The following is a 14,596-nucleotide window of genomic DNA, read 5'->3' as shown; positions in this document are numbered from 1 at the left end:
CCCCGTCCGGGCCCAGCTCGCCGCGTTGCTGCTTGGCCGAGCGCAGGTCGTCGATCCAGCCGAACTCCTCGCCGGCCACCGGCTCCTCCGGCTCGGCCTCGGCTCGGCCTCGACCCCAGCGGCGGCCCTTCGCGCGGGGATCACGCCGCTCGTCCGGGCCCTCGTCGGGACGGTCCGCACCACGCGATCTCACTGTTGACCCTCTCCTGCGGCGTCAGTGCCGCTGTCCTGCTTCGTGCGGGGACCGCCCGCGTCCGTGGCCGGCTTGCCGTTCCGACCGACAAGCGCCGGGGCGGGCTGCGGTGTTACCGGTGACCCGGCGGTCGGGGCCGCCACCGACGGGCCCGCTGTCGCGGGCGAGGAGGCGGTCGGGGTTTCCGGGCGGGCGGGCGGGGCCGGCAGCCCGCGGATGATCCGGCGCAGCACCGGCAGCCGCGTCGACACCGACCGTTCCGCCCCGTGCGGGCTGGGCTGGTAGTAGTCGACGCCCACCAGGTCGTCCGGGACGTACTGCTGGGTGACCACGCCGCGCTGGTCGTCGTGCGGGTAGCGGTACCCGGTGCCGTGGCCCAGCCCTCGGGCGCCGGCGTAGTGCGCGTCCCGCAGCCCACGGGGCACCGAACCACCCCGGCCGGCCCGCACGTCGGCGATGGCAGCGCCGATCGCGGTGGTGGCCGAGTTCGACTTCGGCGCGGTGGCCAGGTGGATCACCGCCTGCGCCAGGTTGAGCTGCGCCTCGGGCAGACCGACGTACTCCACGGCGTGCGCGGCGGCGGTGGCCACGCTCAGCGCGGTGGGGTCGGCCATGCCCACGTCCTCGCTGGCGAAGATGACCAGCCGTCGGGCGATGAACCGGGCGTCCTCCCCCGCCACCAGCATCCGGGCCAGCCAGTGCACGGCGGCGTCCACGTCCGAGCCGCGCATGCTCTTGATGAAGGCGCTGACCACGTCGTAGTGGGCGTCGCCGTCGCGGTCGTAGCGCACCGCCGCCACGTCGACCGCCTGCTCGGCGGTGGCCAGGTCGATGCGCCCGGTGCCGAGCGCCGTGGCCGAGGCCGCCGCCGCCTCCAGCGCGGTCAGCGCCTTGCGGACGTCACCGGCGGCGAGTCGGACCAGGTGGTCCTCGGCGTCGGTGGTCAGGGCGAGCGCGCCGCCCAGGCCGCGCTCGTCGGCGACCGCGCGGCGCAGCAGGCCGCGTACGGCGTCGTCGTCGAGCGGTTGCAGGGTGAGCAGCACGCACCGCGACAGCAGGGGTGAGATGACCGAGAAGTACGGGTTTTCGGTGGTCGCCGCGAGCAGCGTGACAGTGCGGTCCTCGACGGCGGCGAGCAGCGAATCCTGCTGGGTCTTGCTGAACCGGTGCACCTCGTCGATGAACAGCACCGTCTGCGGGCCGCCCGAGCGGCGCTGGCGACGGGCCGTCTCGATCACCGCCCGGACGTCCTTGACCCCGGCCGAGAGCGCCGACATGGCGACGAAGCGGCGGTCGGTGGCGCCGGCCACCAGGTGCGCGATGGTGGTCTTGCCGCTGCCGGGCGGCCCCCAGAGGATGACCGACAGGGGGGCACCGCCGGAGACCAGTTGCCGCAGCGGCGCGCCGGGGGCGAGCAGGTGGTCCTGCCCGATCAGCTCGTCCAGGCTCGCGGGCCGCATGCGGACAGGCAGGGGCGAATCGTCCGCTACCGGAGTGAAGCCGTCGACACCGGCGGGACCCTCGGGCGCGCTGCGCGGCCCGGTGGGCGCACCGAGGGAGAAGAGAGCGTCGGACTCCATCACGAAGACAGTACCGGGCCCGACCCGCGACGCCGGAATCGCGCTGCGGGCCGGGCCACCGCTGATCGGTCTCGGTCAGCCACGGCCGGGACGACGGCCCCGGTACCAGCGGCCGCCGCCACCGCCGCGCGGGCCGCTGCCGACGCCGGCCAGGTAGAGCGAGAGCAGGAGCAGGCCGATGAGCACGAGGGTGTTCCAGTTGAACAGGTCGGGGGCGCCGAAGTCGGTGTTGAGCAGGTCGAGCAGCAGGGCGAAGCCAAAGACGATGGCCGCGAGAATGGCGAGCATGTCGGTCCTCCGGTGGGGGTTCCCAGTAGGTCGGCGCGTGATGTACCCAATCGGTCGACTCGCCAATCTCCACCGTGGAACAGCACGCGGGCTGCCGGACCCGGCGCGGTCGCCCGTACGGCGGCTCCTAGGCTGACCGTCATGATCATCGACGACCAGGCGCTCCACGACCGGGCCGCCATCCTGGCCGCCGCCGGTGACCACCCGTTCGTCAGGCACTCGCTCTCGCCGGGCGTGCCGGCGCGCGGCTACCGGCGCGACGGCGCCGTGCTGTGGTTGCTGCCGCCCGAGCGCGGGCTGGGGGCGGACGCCATCGGCCCCACCGAGCCGGTGCTGGAGATCTGTGCCGCGCTGGTCGCCGACGGGGTGCTGCGGCCGGAGCATCGAATGCACCTGCCCCGGCTCGACCCCGCCCTGGTGGCGGGCCGGCTGGCGGTGGCCGAGTTCGTCGACTGGGACTTCCACTGGACCACCGTGGCGCCGCCGACGCAGCCGGACGAGCAGCGGGTCGTACGTCTCACCGACGCCGACCGCCCGGCGCTTGCGGCGCTGGTCGACGAGGCGTTCCCGGACACCACCACGCGCCCGGGCGATCCACGGGTCATCGACTGGTACGGCATCCGGGCCGGCGACCGGCTGGTGGCGTGCGGCGCGGACCGCAGCCGGGGCGACGTCGGTTTTCTGGCCGGCCTGACCGTCGCCCCCGACCAACGCGGCCGGGGGCTGGGCGCGGCGCTGACCGCCGGCATGACCCGGGCGCTGCTGGCCCGGCACGACACCGTCGGGCTCGGCGTCTACCCGGACAACGTCAAAGCGGTGCGGCTCTACCGCCGGCTCGGCTTCGCCGACACCCTGTCCCGCACCGCGATCCGCCTCGGCTGAGGCCGCTCATCGACACCGGGCGTCGATGAGCGGCCCTCGCTACCGGTCGGCGGGTACGGGGACCACGGTCGGCTCGCTGGAGGGAGCGGGCCGACGGTCGGCCAGCCAGGCGGGCAGGTAGAGCGGCGCGGCGACGGCCAGCACCACCGCGCCGACCACCATCGCGGCGCTGACGCTGGCGGCGGCGGCGATCGCGGTCAGGACCACCCCGCCGAGGGCGGCGGCCGGCTGCGCCATCATCGAGTTCAGCGAGAGCACGCTGGTCCGGTACGGGCCGTCGACCTGGCGGTGCAACAGACCACTGTGCAGCGGATTCGACGCGCCGTGCACGGCGTAGCAGGCCAGGTAGGCCACCAGCACTCCGACCGGCCCCGCGAACAGCCCCATCCCGACCACCGTGACGCCCTGCAGGATGCGCAGCAGGGCCGCGCCCCAAGGCGCCCCGAACCAGCGCAACAGCAGCGGGGTCAGTGCCGCGCCGGCCGCATTGGCGATCCAGGCCGCCGAACTGGCCGGCCCGAGCAGCGCGGCGGCCCGTTCCGGGTTGCCGATCACCTCGGCGAGCCGCACCGGCAGCAGCGACTCGAAGGTGACCATGCCGAAGCCCCAGAACAACTCCACAGCCACCAGGGCGAGCAGCACCCGGGAACGCCGCAGCAGCCCGAGCGCCTGGCCGATCATCCGGGGCGCCTGGACGACCGATGCGCGCACCGCCGCGACCCCGGTGGCTGGCCGCTCTTCGACCAGCAGGACGAGCAGCGCGGCCAGCGCGGCCGCCTGGGCGACGATCGCGGCCAGCACCGGCACGGTGAGCGCGCTGACCGGCCCGAGCGGGCCCAGCGCGACCAGGCCACCACTGAGCAGCGCGCCGCCGCCGATGGCCACGCCGACGACGGTGCCGGCGTACCCGAGGCCCCGCTCGTACTCGGCCTGCGGGTCGGCGGCCAGGGTGGCGTCGACGTACCAGGATTCCAGCGGGCCGCTGTCCAGTGCCCGGTAGACGCCCTGCAACGCCCAGACCAGGAAGAACAGCGCGAACGAGTCGGCCACCGCGAAGAGCGCCAGCGAGGCGAGGTTGAGCGCTCCGGCGGCGAGCAGGACGGGTCGGCGACCGAGGGCGTCGGCGAAGCCGCCGGTGGGCAGCTCCAGCGCGAGCACCAGCAGCCCCTGCGCGGTGCCGACCAGGCCGATCTGCGGCAGCGACAGGCCGCGCTCCTGCATCAGCAGGATCATCACCGGGATCATCAACCCCGTGGGGAGCCAGCGCAGGCCGTAGAGGGTGAGGTAGCGACGCCGGACCTGGCGTACGGTCAGCGCGCTCACGACGCCACATCCATTCGCGACTGCGGGGCTCGCAAGCCCGGCTCACTCCTCGCGCTCACGACGCCACATCCATTCGCGACTGCGGGGCTCGCAAGCCCGGCTCACTCCTCGCGCTCATCGAGGGCCGTCCAGCAGCGGGTAGGCGGCCAGGAAGACCTGCACCGGGCGGGCCTGCGGGTCGGCGGGCTCGGCCGTGTCGACCGGCTCGGCCTCCCGGCGGTACCGCTCCAGCACCTGCCACACCTCCGCCTTGAGCGCCTCCAGCCGCTCGGGCGGGATGGTCATGAAGATGTCGCCCATGCCGAAGGCGTCCCGCCAGGCGGGGGACCATTCGTGCTGGGTGGCGAACCAGCGGTCGGCGTGCTCGACGAGAAGACGCACCTGGTCGCCCTGGATCCACTCGATCGCGGCACGGGCGTCGGGGTCGTCGTCGAAGTCGCTCGGCTCCCAGCTCGTGACGTCGTGCGCGGCCTGCCACCAGCGCTGCCGTCCGCTGCCCCGGTCGGGATCCTCGGTGACCAGCCCGACCTCGGCGAGTTGGCGCAGGTGGTAGCTGGTCGCGCCGGTGTTGGTGCCGAGCAGCTCGGCGAGGGTGGTGGCGGTGGCGGGCCCGTTCACCCGCAGGGCTCCGATCAGCCGCATCCGCAGCGGGTGCGCAAGCACCCGGACCTGCCGCTTGTCGATCCGCACCTCCCGCGGGGTGGGCCGCGGGGTCGCTTCGTCGTTCTTCATGGCTGCACACTATCTCTGCACACTTGCCGTGCACAATAGTTGTGCATAGGAAGTGTGCAGGACATCAGGCCAGGAGTTCGCGCACCCCGCGCAGCCGCGTCCGCAGCAGACCGGCGGCGCGGCCGGAGTCGAGGCGTACGTCGCTGGGCCGGACCACGCCAGCGGCGGCGGCCGTGGTGGTCTTCAGGCCCGTCGCGTCCAGACCGAACCGCTCGGCGACCAGCAGACCCAGCTCGGCCCGGCTGACGGCGTCCGCGCCGGCCACGTTGAGCAGTCCGGCGTACGACGAGCACGCCAGCTCCAGCACGGCGTCGGCCAGGTCGCTGACGTCGATCGGGCAGCGGAACTCGTCGGTGAACAGGACGGCCCGACCGGCGAGCGCCTCGCGGCAGAGCTCGATCTGCTTGCTGCCCTCCCCCAGGATCAGCGAGGTACGCACCAGCGCCGCACCGGGGTCGATCGCTCGTACGGCGGTCTCCGCCGCCGCCTTCGCGGCCCCGTACGCGTTGACCGGGCTGGGCGGGTCGTCGTCGGCGTACGGCGTGGGACGGCCGCCGTGCAGCGCGTCGCTGGACAGGTGCACCAGCCGGGCCCCCACCTCGGCGGCGGCGAGGGCCACGTGCGCGGCCCCGTCGGCGGTGACCGTCCAGTCGTCGTACCGGTAGGGGGTCGCGACCACGGTGTCCGGCCGCACCTCGCCGACCAGCGCGCGCACGGCGGCCCGGTCGGTCACGTCCAGCCGCCGCCCGACAACACCAGACACCCCGACGGACCCGGAGTGAAACGTCCCCACCACCGAGAACCCGGCGCTGACGCCCCGCCGACAGACCTCCCGACCCAGAAACCCGCTACCCCCGACAACAAGCACCCGCATCCCAGCCCACTCCCCCACCGACGATCAAGAGGTTTGCGTCATCTCGCGGGGCGATGATGACGCAAACCTCTTGATCACCCAAGCAGGGGCCGGGGGGTGCGGTCAGACCGGGTCGGCTACCGGGGCTGCCGGGCCGGCCGTGCCGGCGTGGGCCGCCGGCTGCGGCTTGGGCTTGGCGTCGATGCCGGCCTCGGCGCGCTGCTGGGCGGTGATCGGGGTCGGCGCGCCGGTCAACGGGTCGAAGCCGCCACGGGTCTTCGGGAACGCGATGACCTCACGGATGGAGTCCGCGCCGGCCAGCAGCATGCAGACCCGGTCCCAGCCGAACGCGATGCCGCCGTGCGGCGGTGCGCCGTACTTGAACGCCTCCAGCAGGAAGCCGAACTTGTCCTGCGCCTCCTCGGGGGTGATGCCGAGCAGGTCGAACACCCGCTTCTGCACGTCGCCCCGGTGGATACGGATCGACCCGCCGCCGATCTCGTTGCCGTTGCAGACGATGTCGTACGCGTACGCCAGGGCGCGGTCCGGCGCCTCCTCGAACCGGTCGACCCACTCCGCGTTCGGCGAGGTGAACGGGTGGTGCACAGCCGTCCAGCCACCCTCGTCGGTCTTCTCGAACATCGGCGCGTCGACCACCCAGCAGAACGCCCAGGCGCTCTCGTCGATGAGGCCGGCCCGCTTGGCGATCTCGACGCGGGCCGCGCCCAGCAGCTCCTGCGCCTCGCGGGCGTTGGCGCTGGCGGCGAAGAAGACCGCGTCACCCGGCTTGGCGCCGACCGCGTCGGCGAGCCCGCCCAGGTGCTCGGCGGACAGGTTCTTGGCCACCGGGCCGCGCGCCTCGCCGGTCTCGGCGTCCAGCACCACGTACGCCAGGCCCCGCGCGCCGCGCGCCTTCGCCCAGTCCTGCCAGCCGTCCAGCTCCTTGCGGCTCTGCGCCGCGCCACCGGGCATCACCACCGCGCCCACGTAGCCGCCCGCGTCGATCGCCCCGGCGAACACCCGGAACTCGGTGCCGCGCAGGTAGTCGGTCAGCTCGGTCAGCTCCACGCCGTAGCGCAGGTCCGGCTTGTCCGAGCCGTAGCGGGCCATCGCGTCGTGCCAGGTGATCCGCGGGATCGGCCGGCTGATCTCGTGCCCGGCCAGGTCCTTCCACAGCGCCGAGACGATCGCCTCGCCGAGGTCGATCACGTCGTCCTCAGTGACGAACGACATCTCGATGTCGAGCTGGGTGAACTCGGGCTGCCGGTCGGCGCGGAAGTCCTCGTCGCGGTAGCAGCGCGCGATCTGGTAATACCGCTCCATGCCGCCGACCATCAGCAGCTGCTTGAACAGCTGCGGCGACTGCGGCAACGCGTACCAGCTGCCCGGCTGGAGTCGCACAGGCACCAGGAAGTCGCGGGCGCCCTCGGGCGTCGAGCGGGTCAGCGTCGGGGTCTCGATCTCCAGGAAGTCCCGCTCGTGCAGCACCCCCCGGGCGAGGTGGCTGGCGCGCGAGCGCAGCCGCAGCGCGTTCGCCGGGCCGCTGCGGCGCAGGTCCAGGTAGCGGTACCGCAGGCGGAGGTCGTCACCGGCCTCGACCTGGTCGTCCACCGGGAGCGGCAGCGGCGCGGCCTCGGAGAGCACCTCCAGCTCGACGGCGGTCACCTCGACGTCGCCGGTGGGCAGCTCCGGGTTCTCGTTGCCGGCCGGCCGGCGGGTCACCTCGCCGGTGACCTTCACGCAGAACTCGTTGCGCAGCGCGTGCGCGTCCTCCTCGCGGAACACCACCTGGACCACGCCGGAGCCGTCGCGCAGGTCGACGAAGATGACGCCGCCGTGGTCACGCCGGCGGGCCACCCACCCGGCGAGCGTCACCGTCGAGCCGGCGTCCGCGGCGCGCAGGCTTCCGGCATTGTGGGTACGGATCACGGCTGGCAACTCCTCATCGTGGAACAGTCCTCACCCGCATTCTGTCAGGGGTGGCCGGCCCCGCTCGGGGGCACCCGGCAGGCCGGCACGATTCGCAGGTGAGCAGGCGGCAGGCCGCGCGCCGCGCCGGTGGGCAGCCTGACGAACCCGGCTCGCCGGGCCGTCGCGCCGGTTAACGTGGCCGAATGCGCGCCGTACCAAACTGGGGCGTCGCCACGGCGGTGGCCGCGCCGGTGCTGCTGGTGGGCGGTTGGACGGTCGCGGGCGCCCGCCAGCCGGCCGGGTACGACCCGGTCCGCGACACCATCAGCGAACTGGCCGGGCACGACGCCACCGACTCCTGGATCATGATCACTTGCCTGCTGCTGCTCGGCTGCTGCTACCTGGCGATCGCCGCGGTGCTGCACGCGGCCGGGTTGCCCAGCCGCTTCCTGCTCGCCGTCGGCGGCGTGGCGACCATCGCGCTTGTCGCCTTTCCCCGGCCGGCGGTCGGCGGCTCCCTCAGTCACGGCGTCGCGGCCACCGTCGCGGTCCTGGCGCTGGCGCTCTGGCCGGCCGGGTCGGCGCTGCGGCTGCCGCGTGGCCCGGACGCCGCACATCCGCGAGTCCCGCAGCCGCCCTGGGCGTTTCGGCGGAGCGTGGCGCTGAGCGCCACGATCGTGCTGCTCGCCCTCTTCGGCTGGTTCGCGTTCGAGGTGACCAGCGGATCCCGGACCGGCCTGGCCGAACGGGTGACGGCGGTGGGCGTGTCACTCTGGCCGCTGCTGGCGGTCCTCTCCGCCCGACGGGCACACCTCGCCTGGGCCACCGACGGCGCCACGCTCGGGCCCGCCCTGCCGACGACCGGTGTCGTACCCCCGGATCCCCTGCTTCCCACGGACGGGCCGGATCGCCTCGCCTGAGGCGGCGCGGGCGCCGGGGCGGACGGCCCACCCCCGGACGCGCGGCGCGGGCCGCCGGAGGGTTCCGGCGACCCGCGGGCGGTGAATCGATCAGAAGACGCTGACGCCGTAGACGCTCAGGGCCTCGGTAACGGGCTGGAAGTAGGTCGTCCCGCCGCTGCTGCAGTTACCGCTACCGCCGGAGGTGAGCCCGAGCGCGGTGCTACCGGAGAAGAGCGAGCCACCGCTGTCGCCACCCTCGGCGCAGACGTTGGTGCGGATCAGGCCGGAGACCGAGCCCTCGGCGTAGTTCACCGTGGCGTTGGTCGCGGACACCGAGCCGCTGCGCAGGCCGGTGGTGCTGCCGGAGCGCTGCACCGACTGGCCGACCGACGCGTTGCCGGCGCCGGTGATGTCCCGGTAGCTGCCGTTGTAGAGGTAGACGTTGCCGGCGGCGTTCGCGGAGTTGTTGTGCCGCACGATGCCGTAGTCGTTGCCCGGGAAGCTGGTGCCGGCACGGGTGCCCAGCAGACTGGTCTGGCTGGAGTTCGAGTACCAGTTGGTGCCGAGGTTGGTGCAGTGCCCGGCGGTCAGGAAGTAGTAGGTGCTGCCGCTGCGCACGTTGAAGCCGAGCGAGCAGCGGTAGCCGCCGGTGTAGATGGCCTGGCCACCCGAGATGCGGGTGCTGAGCACGCCGGCCTCGGCCTCGACGCGTACCGCGCCGTTGGCGCGCGCGGCAGCGGCCTTGACCCGCTCCAGCTTGGCGCCGGTGACGGTGCTGTCGACGGAGACGACCACCTGGTTGGTGATCGGGTCGCTCCACCAGGCGGTGCCCGGGATCTTCGCCGAGCGCTCCAGCTCGGCGGTGGCCCGGTTCAGCTCGGCGGCGCCGCGGGTGACGTACCGGACGCTCGCTCCGGCCTTGCTGACCGTGCGGGCGGCGGCGGCGTCGGTCACCGTGACGACGGTCTTGCCGCTGGCGTCGATGTACGAGCCGGCGGAGCGGTCGCCGAGCTGAGCGGAGAGGGCGGCGGCGGCGTCGGGCGAGGCGGCGGGGGCGGCCTGGGCGGGTGCGCCGATGAGCGAGCCGACGACCAGGGTTCCGCTCACGGCAACAGTCGCCGCAACGCGGAATGAGGACCTCGTGGGTCGCATGTAACAAACCTCCTGGGCGGGGGAGACGGGTCTGGCCGGGGGTGGCTGACCCGAGGGGCGACCCGGCCGATCTGCGAGAACCGGCCGAGTGAACAGAAGTATTCACATACTTAAGATCATTGACAAGACCTGGTTTCGCCCGAATTCGTCGACCCGCGCCAGTCACACCGCCGCAACACCGCGGACACGTTCGCGGGCACCTGCCGTCACACCCCTGAGGACCGCCGGATCCGTTTCGGACACCACTCGCCGACCGACGCCGTTGCCGCCACAACCCCCGCCGCCGGATCACCACGGATCGGGCCGCACGGCGGACGAGCGGGCAGCGGCGGCCGGCGCGGACGGCGGCGGCGCGGACGAGCGGGCGGCGTCAGGGGGTACGGCGGCGCGCGCCGGGACCCGGGCGGGGCAGCACGTCGCGGGGATCATCCACCGGGTGCCCCTCGGCGCAGCGCAGCTCGACGCGAACCGGGGCGCCGCAGTCGCGATGCCCCACGCTCAACGGCGAGCCCTCGGCGTCGGCCAGGTACCGGTCACCCCACCCGAGCACGGCGACCAGCACCGGCCAGAGGGCCAGACCCTTCTCCGTCAGCCGGTACTCGTGGCGCAGCCGGCTGCCGGGCTCCCGGTACGGCTCACGACGCAGAACGCCCCGCTCGACGAGCACCGCCAGCCGGCTGGTGAGAACCTGGCGCGGAATACCGGTGCGGACCCGCATGTCGTCGAAGCGCCGCACGCCGCTGAACACCTCGCGCAGCACCACCATGGTCCACCGCTCGCCGAGGATCTCCATCGCGCGGGCGATGGTGCAGTTCTCCACCGACCAGTCCAGTGCCCCGGGTCTCATCCGACCAGGCTAGGTCTCATTGACAGACTCAGCAACGTCCTGCGACGCTGCGTCCATGACACAGACCCAGGAGCCGGCGCGCAGCCGTACCTTCACCTGGTCCGACCCGGCGGCCAACGCCGCGCAGGTCGGTCGGCGCAGCGGCATCGACCTTCTCCGCGCGATGATCGCCGGAGAACTGGCCGCACCCCCGGTGATGCACCTGATCGACATGGCCCGGATGGAGGCCGACGAGGGTCGGGTCGCCGTCGAGCTGGTCCCCCAGGAGTTCCACTACAACCCGCTGGGCACCGTCCACGGTGGCGTCATCTCGACCCTGCTGGACACCGCCGCCGCCTGTGCCGTGCACACCACGCTGCCCGCCGGGGTCGGCTACACCTCGCTGGACCTGAACGTGAAGTTCCTGCGCCCGGTCACCGTCGACAGCGGCACGCTGCGCTGCGAGGGCACGGTGCTGCAACGCGGTCGCCGCACGGCCCTGGCCGAAGCCCGCCTCACCGACGCGAACGCCCGCCTGATCGCCCACGCGACAAGCACCTGCCTCCTGTTCCCCCTCCCCCCAACCCCCTGACCCCCCCAACCGCCCCACCGCCCCACCGCCCCAAACGGCGGGTTGATCATGAAGTTATTGCCCGCCTCGTCGGCGTGTCGCGGCAATAACTTCATGATCAACGGAGTGTGGCGGGTGGGGGCGCGGGGTGGGGTGGGGTGGGGTGGGGGTGGGGTTGGGTTAGCGGAGGGCTAGGCGGGCTGCTCGGGCGTCGCGCTTTTCTTCGAAGCGAGCCGCCGCGTTCTCCAGGGCCTCCAGCTGGGCCGCGAGCTGTTCGCGGGCGGCTTCGCCGTCGGCGTCGAGGCCGGTCACGTTGAAGACGTCCCACTGGCGCAGCACCGGCTGCAACACCTCGTCGCGGTGCTGGCGCAGGTCGTAGATGCCCGCGAGGGCGATCGCCACCGACTTGCGGGCGAAGCCGTCGATGCCGTTGCCGGGCATCTGGAAGTTGGCCACCACGTCGGCGACCGCCCGCATGGCCTGGCTCGGGGCCAGCTCGAACGCGGCGGCGAGCAGGTTGCGGTAGAAGACCATGTGCAGGTTCTCGTCGGCGGCGACCCGGGCCAGCAGCGCCTCGCAGGCGGGGTCGCCGGTGGCCTTGCCGGTGTTGCGGTGCGAGATGCGGGTGGCCAGCTCCTGGAACGAGACGTACGCCAACGAGTGCAGCACCTCGTCGTCGTGCACGTTGACGTAGCCCGCGGACATGTGGGTCATCCGGGCGCGCTCCAGCGCCACCGGGTCGACCGCCCGGGTGACGGTCAGGTAGTCGCGGATGGCCGTGCCGTGCCGGCCCTCCTCCGCGGTCCACCGGTGCACCCAGGTGCCCCACGCGCCGTCGCGGCCGAACAGGGTGGCGATCTCGTGGTGGTACGAGGGCAGGTTGTCCTCGGTCAGCAGGTTGACGATCAGCGCGGTACGGGCGACGTCCGGGATGGTCGAGTCGGTCGGCGACCACGCCTCACCATTGAGCGGCCCGTCGAACGTGCGACCCTCGCTCCACGGCACGTACTCGTGCGGGAACCACTCCTTCGCCAGCGAGAGGTGGCGGTCCAGGTTGCGCGCGACGACCGGCTCCAGCTCGACGAGCAGGGCGGTCTGGCTCAGTGTCGTGCTCACGGTCACGAGTAACTCCCTACGGTGGCGTAACTTACGCTACCGTAGGTCCCCGCGGCCGTCCGCGCCAGTCGTGACACTCAACCGACCTTCGGCTTCAGGTCCTCCCGGGGCGGCGCCCACTCCCTCGCGTCGGCCGTGACCTGCTCACCCGAGCGGATGTCCTTCACCTCGTCCGGAGCGCCGTCGGCCCCCGGAAACCAGACGTACGGGATGCCGCGCCGCTCGGCGTAGCGGATCTGCTTGCCGAACTTCGCCGCGCTCGGCGACACCTCGGTGGCGATGCCCCGCCGGCGCAGCGCCGACGCGATCCGGCCACTGGCCGAGCGCTGCTCCTCGTCGGCCACGGCCACCACGACACAGGTGGGCACCGAACGGGAGACCGACAGCTCCCCCGCGCCGAAGAGCAGCCCGAGCAGCCGGGTCACGCCGATCGAGATGCCGACCCCGGGGTACGAGGTGGCGCCGGCGCTGGCCAGGTTGTCGTACCGGCCGCCGGAGCAGATCGAGCCGAAGCGCTCGTAGCCACGCAGCTGGGTCTCGTAGACGGTGCCCGTGTAGTAATCCAGGCCACGGGCGATGCGCAGGTCCGCCACGCAGAGGCCGGGCGAGTGCTCGGCGGCGGTGTCCACCACCCGGACCAGCTCCTCGACGCCCTCGTCGAGCAGCGGGTCGCTCACCCCGAGCGCCCGGATGGCGTCGGCGAACGAGGCGTCCGGGGCGGAGATCTCGGCCAGCGCCAGGCACGCCTTGGCCTGCGCCTCGCTCGCCCCGGCGGTCTCGGCCAGCAGTTCGGCCACCTTCGCCGGGCCGATCTTGTCGAGCTTGTCGACGGTGCGCAGCGCCGCCTCCGGGTCGGTCACCCCGATGCCGCGGAAGAAGCCCTCCCAGATCTTGCGGTTGTTGACCTGGATGGTCACCGGCGGGATGGGCAGGGCGCGCAGCGCGTCCCCGATGACCAGCGGCATCTCCGCCTCGTGGTGCGGGGCCAGGGTGTCCCGGTCGATGATGTCGATGTCGGCCTGGACGAACTCCCGGTAGCGGCCCTCCTGCGGCCGCTCACCCCGCCACACCTTCTGGATCTGGTAACGACGGAACGGGAAGTGCAGCTTGCCGGCGTTCTCCAACACATACCGGGCGAACGGCACGGTCAGGTCGAAGTGCAGGCCGAGCTGGTCGTCGCCACCGGATCCCTCGGCGTCGGCGTGCAGCCGCCGGACCACGTAGACCTCCTTGGAGGTCTCGCCCTTGCGCAGCAGCTGGTCCAGCGGCTCCACGGCGCGGGTCTCCAGCGGCGCGAACCCGTACAGCTCGAAGGTGTCTTGGATCTTGCCGAGCACGAACTGCTCGATCATCCGCTGGCCGGGGGTCCACTCCGGGAAACCGGAGATGGGCGTGGGCTTGCTCATCGGCGTACTCCTTGCGATCCCGCGCCCGCGGCGCGGTGGTGTCGTGGGTCCGCGCGCGGCGCGGACGAAGAACTAGAGGCCCCGGGTGGGAGCGGCCGGCGCCGCGCCGGCCACCTCGATGAGGTACGGGTTGCTGGCGCGTTCGCGGCCGATGGTGGTGCTGGGGCCGTGCCCGGGCAGCACGACGGTGTCGTCGACCAGCGGGAGGATCTTGTCGCGCAGGCTGGTGAGCATCGCCGGCATGCTGCCGCCGGGCAGGTCGGTGCGGCCGATCGAGCCGGCGAAGAGGACGTCGCCGGAGAGGCAGATCTCGTCGGCCTCCCACCCCGACCCGGCGCCGGGCAGCCGGAACAGCACCGACCCGCCGGTATGGCCCGGGGCGTGGTCGACGGCGATCTCCAGGCCGGCGAGCGTGAGGGTCGCGCCGTCGGTCAGCTCGGCCACGTCCTCCGGCTCGGTGTAGCTCAGCCGGCCACCGAAGAGCGAGGTCAGATCGGTCGACAGGCCCTTGGCCGGGTCGGCGAGCATCTCCCGGTCGCCGGGGTGCACGTACGCGGTGATCCCGCGCGCACCGCAGACCGGCGCCACCGAGAACGTGTGATCCAGGTGGCCGTGGGTGAGCAGCACGGCGGCCGGATGCAGGCGGTGCTCGGCGAGCAGCGCGTCGAGCTGGTCGAGCACCCCGATGCCGGGATCGACCACCACGCACTGCTCCCCCGGCGCGGTGGCCACCACATAGCAGTTGGTGCCGAAGGCGTCCGCGGGAAAGCCGGCCACGAGCACGGGCGCTGTCCTCTCCGTCGAGCTGTCGTCCTGCCCAGCAGCCTAACCGGCGGGGCGAGCGCGTTTGCCGCGTCCGCC

The 14,596-nt window shown here is 73.0% G+C and carries 15 protein-coding genes; 3 read left to right on the top strand and 12 right to left on the bottom strand.

The features are described from left to right. From ABZU46_RS09800 to ABZU46_RS09790, 3 genes are all read right to left on the bottom strand, one after another. Positions 1-193: hypothetical protein (locus tag ABZU46_RS09800; protein WP_354856046.1), on the bottom strand; the 193-nt coding region annotated here is incomplete at its 3' end. Then, a complete protein-coding gene (locus ABZU46_RS09795) occupies positions 190-1,773 on the bottom strand; it encodes an AAA family ATPase (RefSeq protein WP_354856045.1) in 1,584 nt (527 codons plus the stop codon). The genes ABZU46_RS09795 and ABZU46_RS09800, both read right to left, overlap by 4 nt. Before the next feature lie 75 nt (positions 1,774-1,848). Then, positions 1,849-2,061: a hypothetical protein gene (locus ABZU46_RS09790; protein ID WP_007458297.1), complete on the bottom strand. Its 213-nt coding sequence runs from the start codon at positions 2,059-2,061 to the stop codon at positions 1,849-1,851. Positions 2,062-2,202: 141 nt separating this feature from the next. Between ABZU46_RS09790 and ABZU46_RS09785 the strand changes: the two genes are divergently transcribed. Then, entirely contained in the window at positions 2,203-2,943 is a 741-nt protein-coding gene (locus ABZU46_RS09785; RefSeq protein WP_354856044.1) for a GNAT family N-acetyltransferase, read from the top strand. A gap of 39 nt (positions 2,944-2,982) precedes the next feature. Here ABZU46_RS09785 and ABZU46_RS09780 read toward each other — a convergent pair whose 3' ends face one another. The 4 genes from ABZU46_RS09780 to aspS form a co-directional block, all read right to left on the bottom strand. Next, a complete protein-coding gene (locus ABZU46_RS09780; protein ID WP_354856043.1) occupies positions 2,983-4,266 on the bottom strand; it encodes an MFS transporter in 1,284 nt (427 codons plus the stop codon). Between the two features lie 114 nt (positions 4,267-4,380). Further along, the gene (locus ABZU46_RS09775; protein ID WP_354856042.1) at positions 4,381-4,998 is read right to left on the bottom strand and encodes a helix-turn-helix domain-containing protein; all 618 of its coding nucleotides are present in this window, start codon (positions 4,996-4,998) and stop codon (positions 4,381-4,383) included. A gap of 64 nt (positions 4,999-5,062) precedes the next feature. Next, positions 5,063-5,872: a sugar nucleotide-binding protein gene (locus ABZU46_RS09770; protein ID WP_354856041.1), complete on the bottom strand. Its 810-nt coding sequence runs from the start codon at positions 5,870-5,872 to the stop codon at positions 5,063-5,065. 102 nt (positions 5,873-5,974) lie between these two features. Next, on the bottom strand, positions 5,975-7,780 hold the full coding sequence (aspS, locus tag ABZU46_RS09765) for an aspartate--tRNA ligase (protein ID WP_354856040.1): 1,806 nt from the start codon (positions 7,778-7,780) through the stop codon (positions 5,975-5,977). Positions 7,781-7,965: 185 nt separating this feature from the next. Here aspS and ABZU46_RS09760 point away from each other — a divergent pair, with 185 nt between their 5' ends. Then, positions 7,966-8,682, top strand: coding sequence for a DUF998 domain-containing protein (locus ABZU46_RS09760; RefSeq protein ID WP_354856039.1), 717 nt, complete (start codon positions 7,966-7,968; stop codon positions 8,680-8,682). A gap of 90 nt (positions 8,683-8,772) precedes the next feature. Here ABZU46_RS09760 and ABZU46_RS09755 read toward each other — a convergent pair whose 3' ends face one another. Further along, complete coding sequence (locus ABZU46_RS09755) at positions 8,773-9,816, bottom strand: S1 family peptidase (RefSeq protein ID WP_354856038.1); 1,044 nt, start codon at positions 9,814-9,816, stop codon at positions 8,773-8,775. Positions 9,817-10,186: 370 nt separating this feature from the next. Then, positions 10,187-10,663, bottom strand: coding sequence for a helix-turn-helix domain-containing protein (locus tag ABZU46_RS09750; RefSeq protein WP_354856037.1), 477 nt, complete (start codon positions 10,661-10,663; stop codon positions 10,187-10,189). A gap of 55 nt (positions 10,664-10,718) precedes the next feature. Here ABZU46_RS09750 and ABZU46_RS09745 point away from each other — a divergent pair, with 55 nt between their 5' ends. Beyond that, complete coding sequence (locus ABZU46_RS09745; protein WP_354856036.1) at positions 10,719-11,234, top strand: PaaI family thioesterase; 516 nt, start codon at positions 10,719-10,721, stop codon at positions 11,232-11,234. Positions 11,235-11,393: 159 nt separating this feature from the next. Here the strand turns inward: ABZU46_RS09745 and ABZU46_RS09740 are convergent, their stop codons facing one another. The 3 genes from ABZU46_RS09740 to ABZU46_RS09730 form a co-directional block, all read right to left on the bottom strand. Further along, positions 11,394-12,335, bottom strand: coding sequence for an acyl-ACP desaturase (locus ABZU46_RS09740; RefSeq protein WP_354856035.1), 942 nt, complete (start codon positions 12,333-12,335; stop codon positions 11,394-11,396). Positions 12,336-12,406: 71 nt separating this feature from the next. Beyond that, a complete protein-coding gene (gene hisS / locus ABZU46_RS09735; RefSeq protein ID WP_354856034.1) occupies positions 12,407-13,735 on the bottom strand; it encodes a histidine--tRNA ligase in 1,329 nt (442 codons plus the stop codon). 72 nt (positions 13,736-13,807) lie between these two features. Next, entirely contained in the window at positions 13,808-14,518 is a 711-nt protein-coding gene (locus tag ABZU46_RS09730) for an MBL fold metallo-hydrolase (RefSeq protein WP_354856033.1), read from the bottom strand. Positions 14,519-14,596 lie beyond the last annotated feature (78 nt).

It is taken from the genome of Micromonospora sp. NPDC005197 (assembly GCF_040608295.1).
GTDB lineage: Bacteria > Actinomycetota > Actinomycetes > Mycobacteriales > Micromonosporaceae > Micromonospora.
Note: the sequence above shows the minus strand (reverse complement) of the source record. Positions and strands in the feature narration are given on the sequence as shown.

Excerpts from the sequence above, each read along its gene's own strand:
- ABZU46_RS09795 (WP_354856045.1), bottom strand. The coding sequence starts at position 1,773 with ATGGAGTCCGACGCTCTCTTCTCCCTCGGTGCGCCCACCGGGCCGCGC.
- ABZU46_RS09790 (WP_007458297.1), bottom strand. The coding sequence starts at position 2,061 with ATGCTCGCCATTCTCGCGGCCATCGTCTTTGGCTTCGCCCTGCTGCTC.
- ABZU46_RS09785 (WP_354856044.1), top strand. The coding sequence starts at position 2,203 with ATGATCATCGACGACCAGGCGCTCCACGACCGGGCCGCCATCCTGGCC.
- ABZU46_RS09775 (WP_354856042.1), bottom strand. The coding sequence starts at position 4,998 with ATGAAGAACGACGAAGCGACCCCGCGGCCCACCCCGCGGGAGGTGCGG.
- ABZU46_RS09770 (WP_354856041.1), bottom strand. The coding sequence starts at position 5,872 with ATGCGGGTGCTTGTTGTCGGGGGTAGCGGGTTTCTGGGTCGGGAGGTC.
- ABZU46_RS09760 (WP_354856039.1), top strand. The coding sequence starts at position 7,966 with ATGCGCGCCGTACCAAACTGGGGCGTCGCCACGGCGGTGGCCGCGCCG.
- ABZU46_RS09755 (WP_354856038.1), bottom strand. The coding sequence starts at position 9,816 with ATGCGACCCACGAGGTCCTCATTCCGCGTTGCGGCGACTGTTGCCGTG.
- ABZU46_RS09750 (WP_354856037.1), bottom strand. The coding sequence starts at position 10,663 with ATGAGACCCGGGGCACTGGACTGGTCGGTGGAGAACTGCACCATCGCC.
- ABZU46_RS09745 (WP_354856036.1), top strand. The coding sequence starts at position 10,719 with ATGACACAGACCCAGGAGCCGGCGCGCAGCCGTACCTTCACCTGGTCC.
- hisS (WP_354856034.1), bottom strand. The coding sequence starts at position 13,735 with ATGAGCAAGCCCACGCCCATCTCCGGTTTCCCGGAGTGGACCCCCGGC.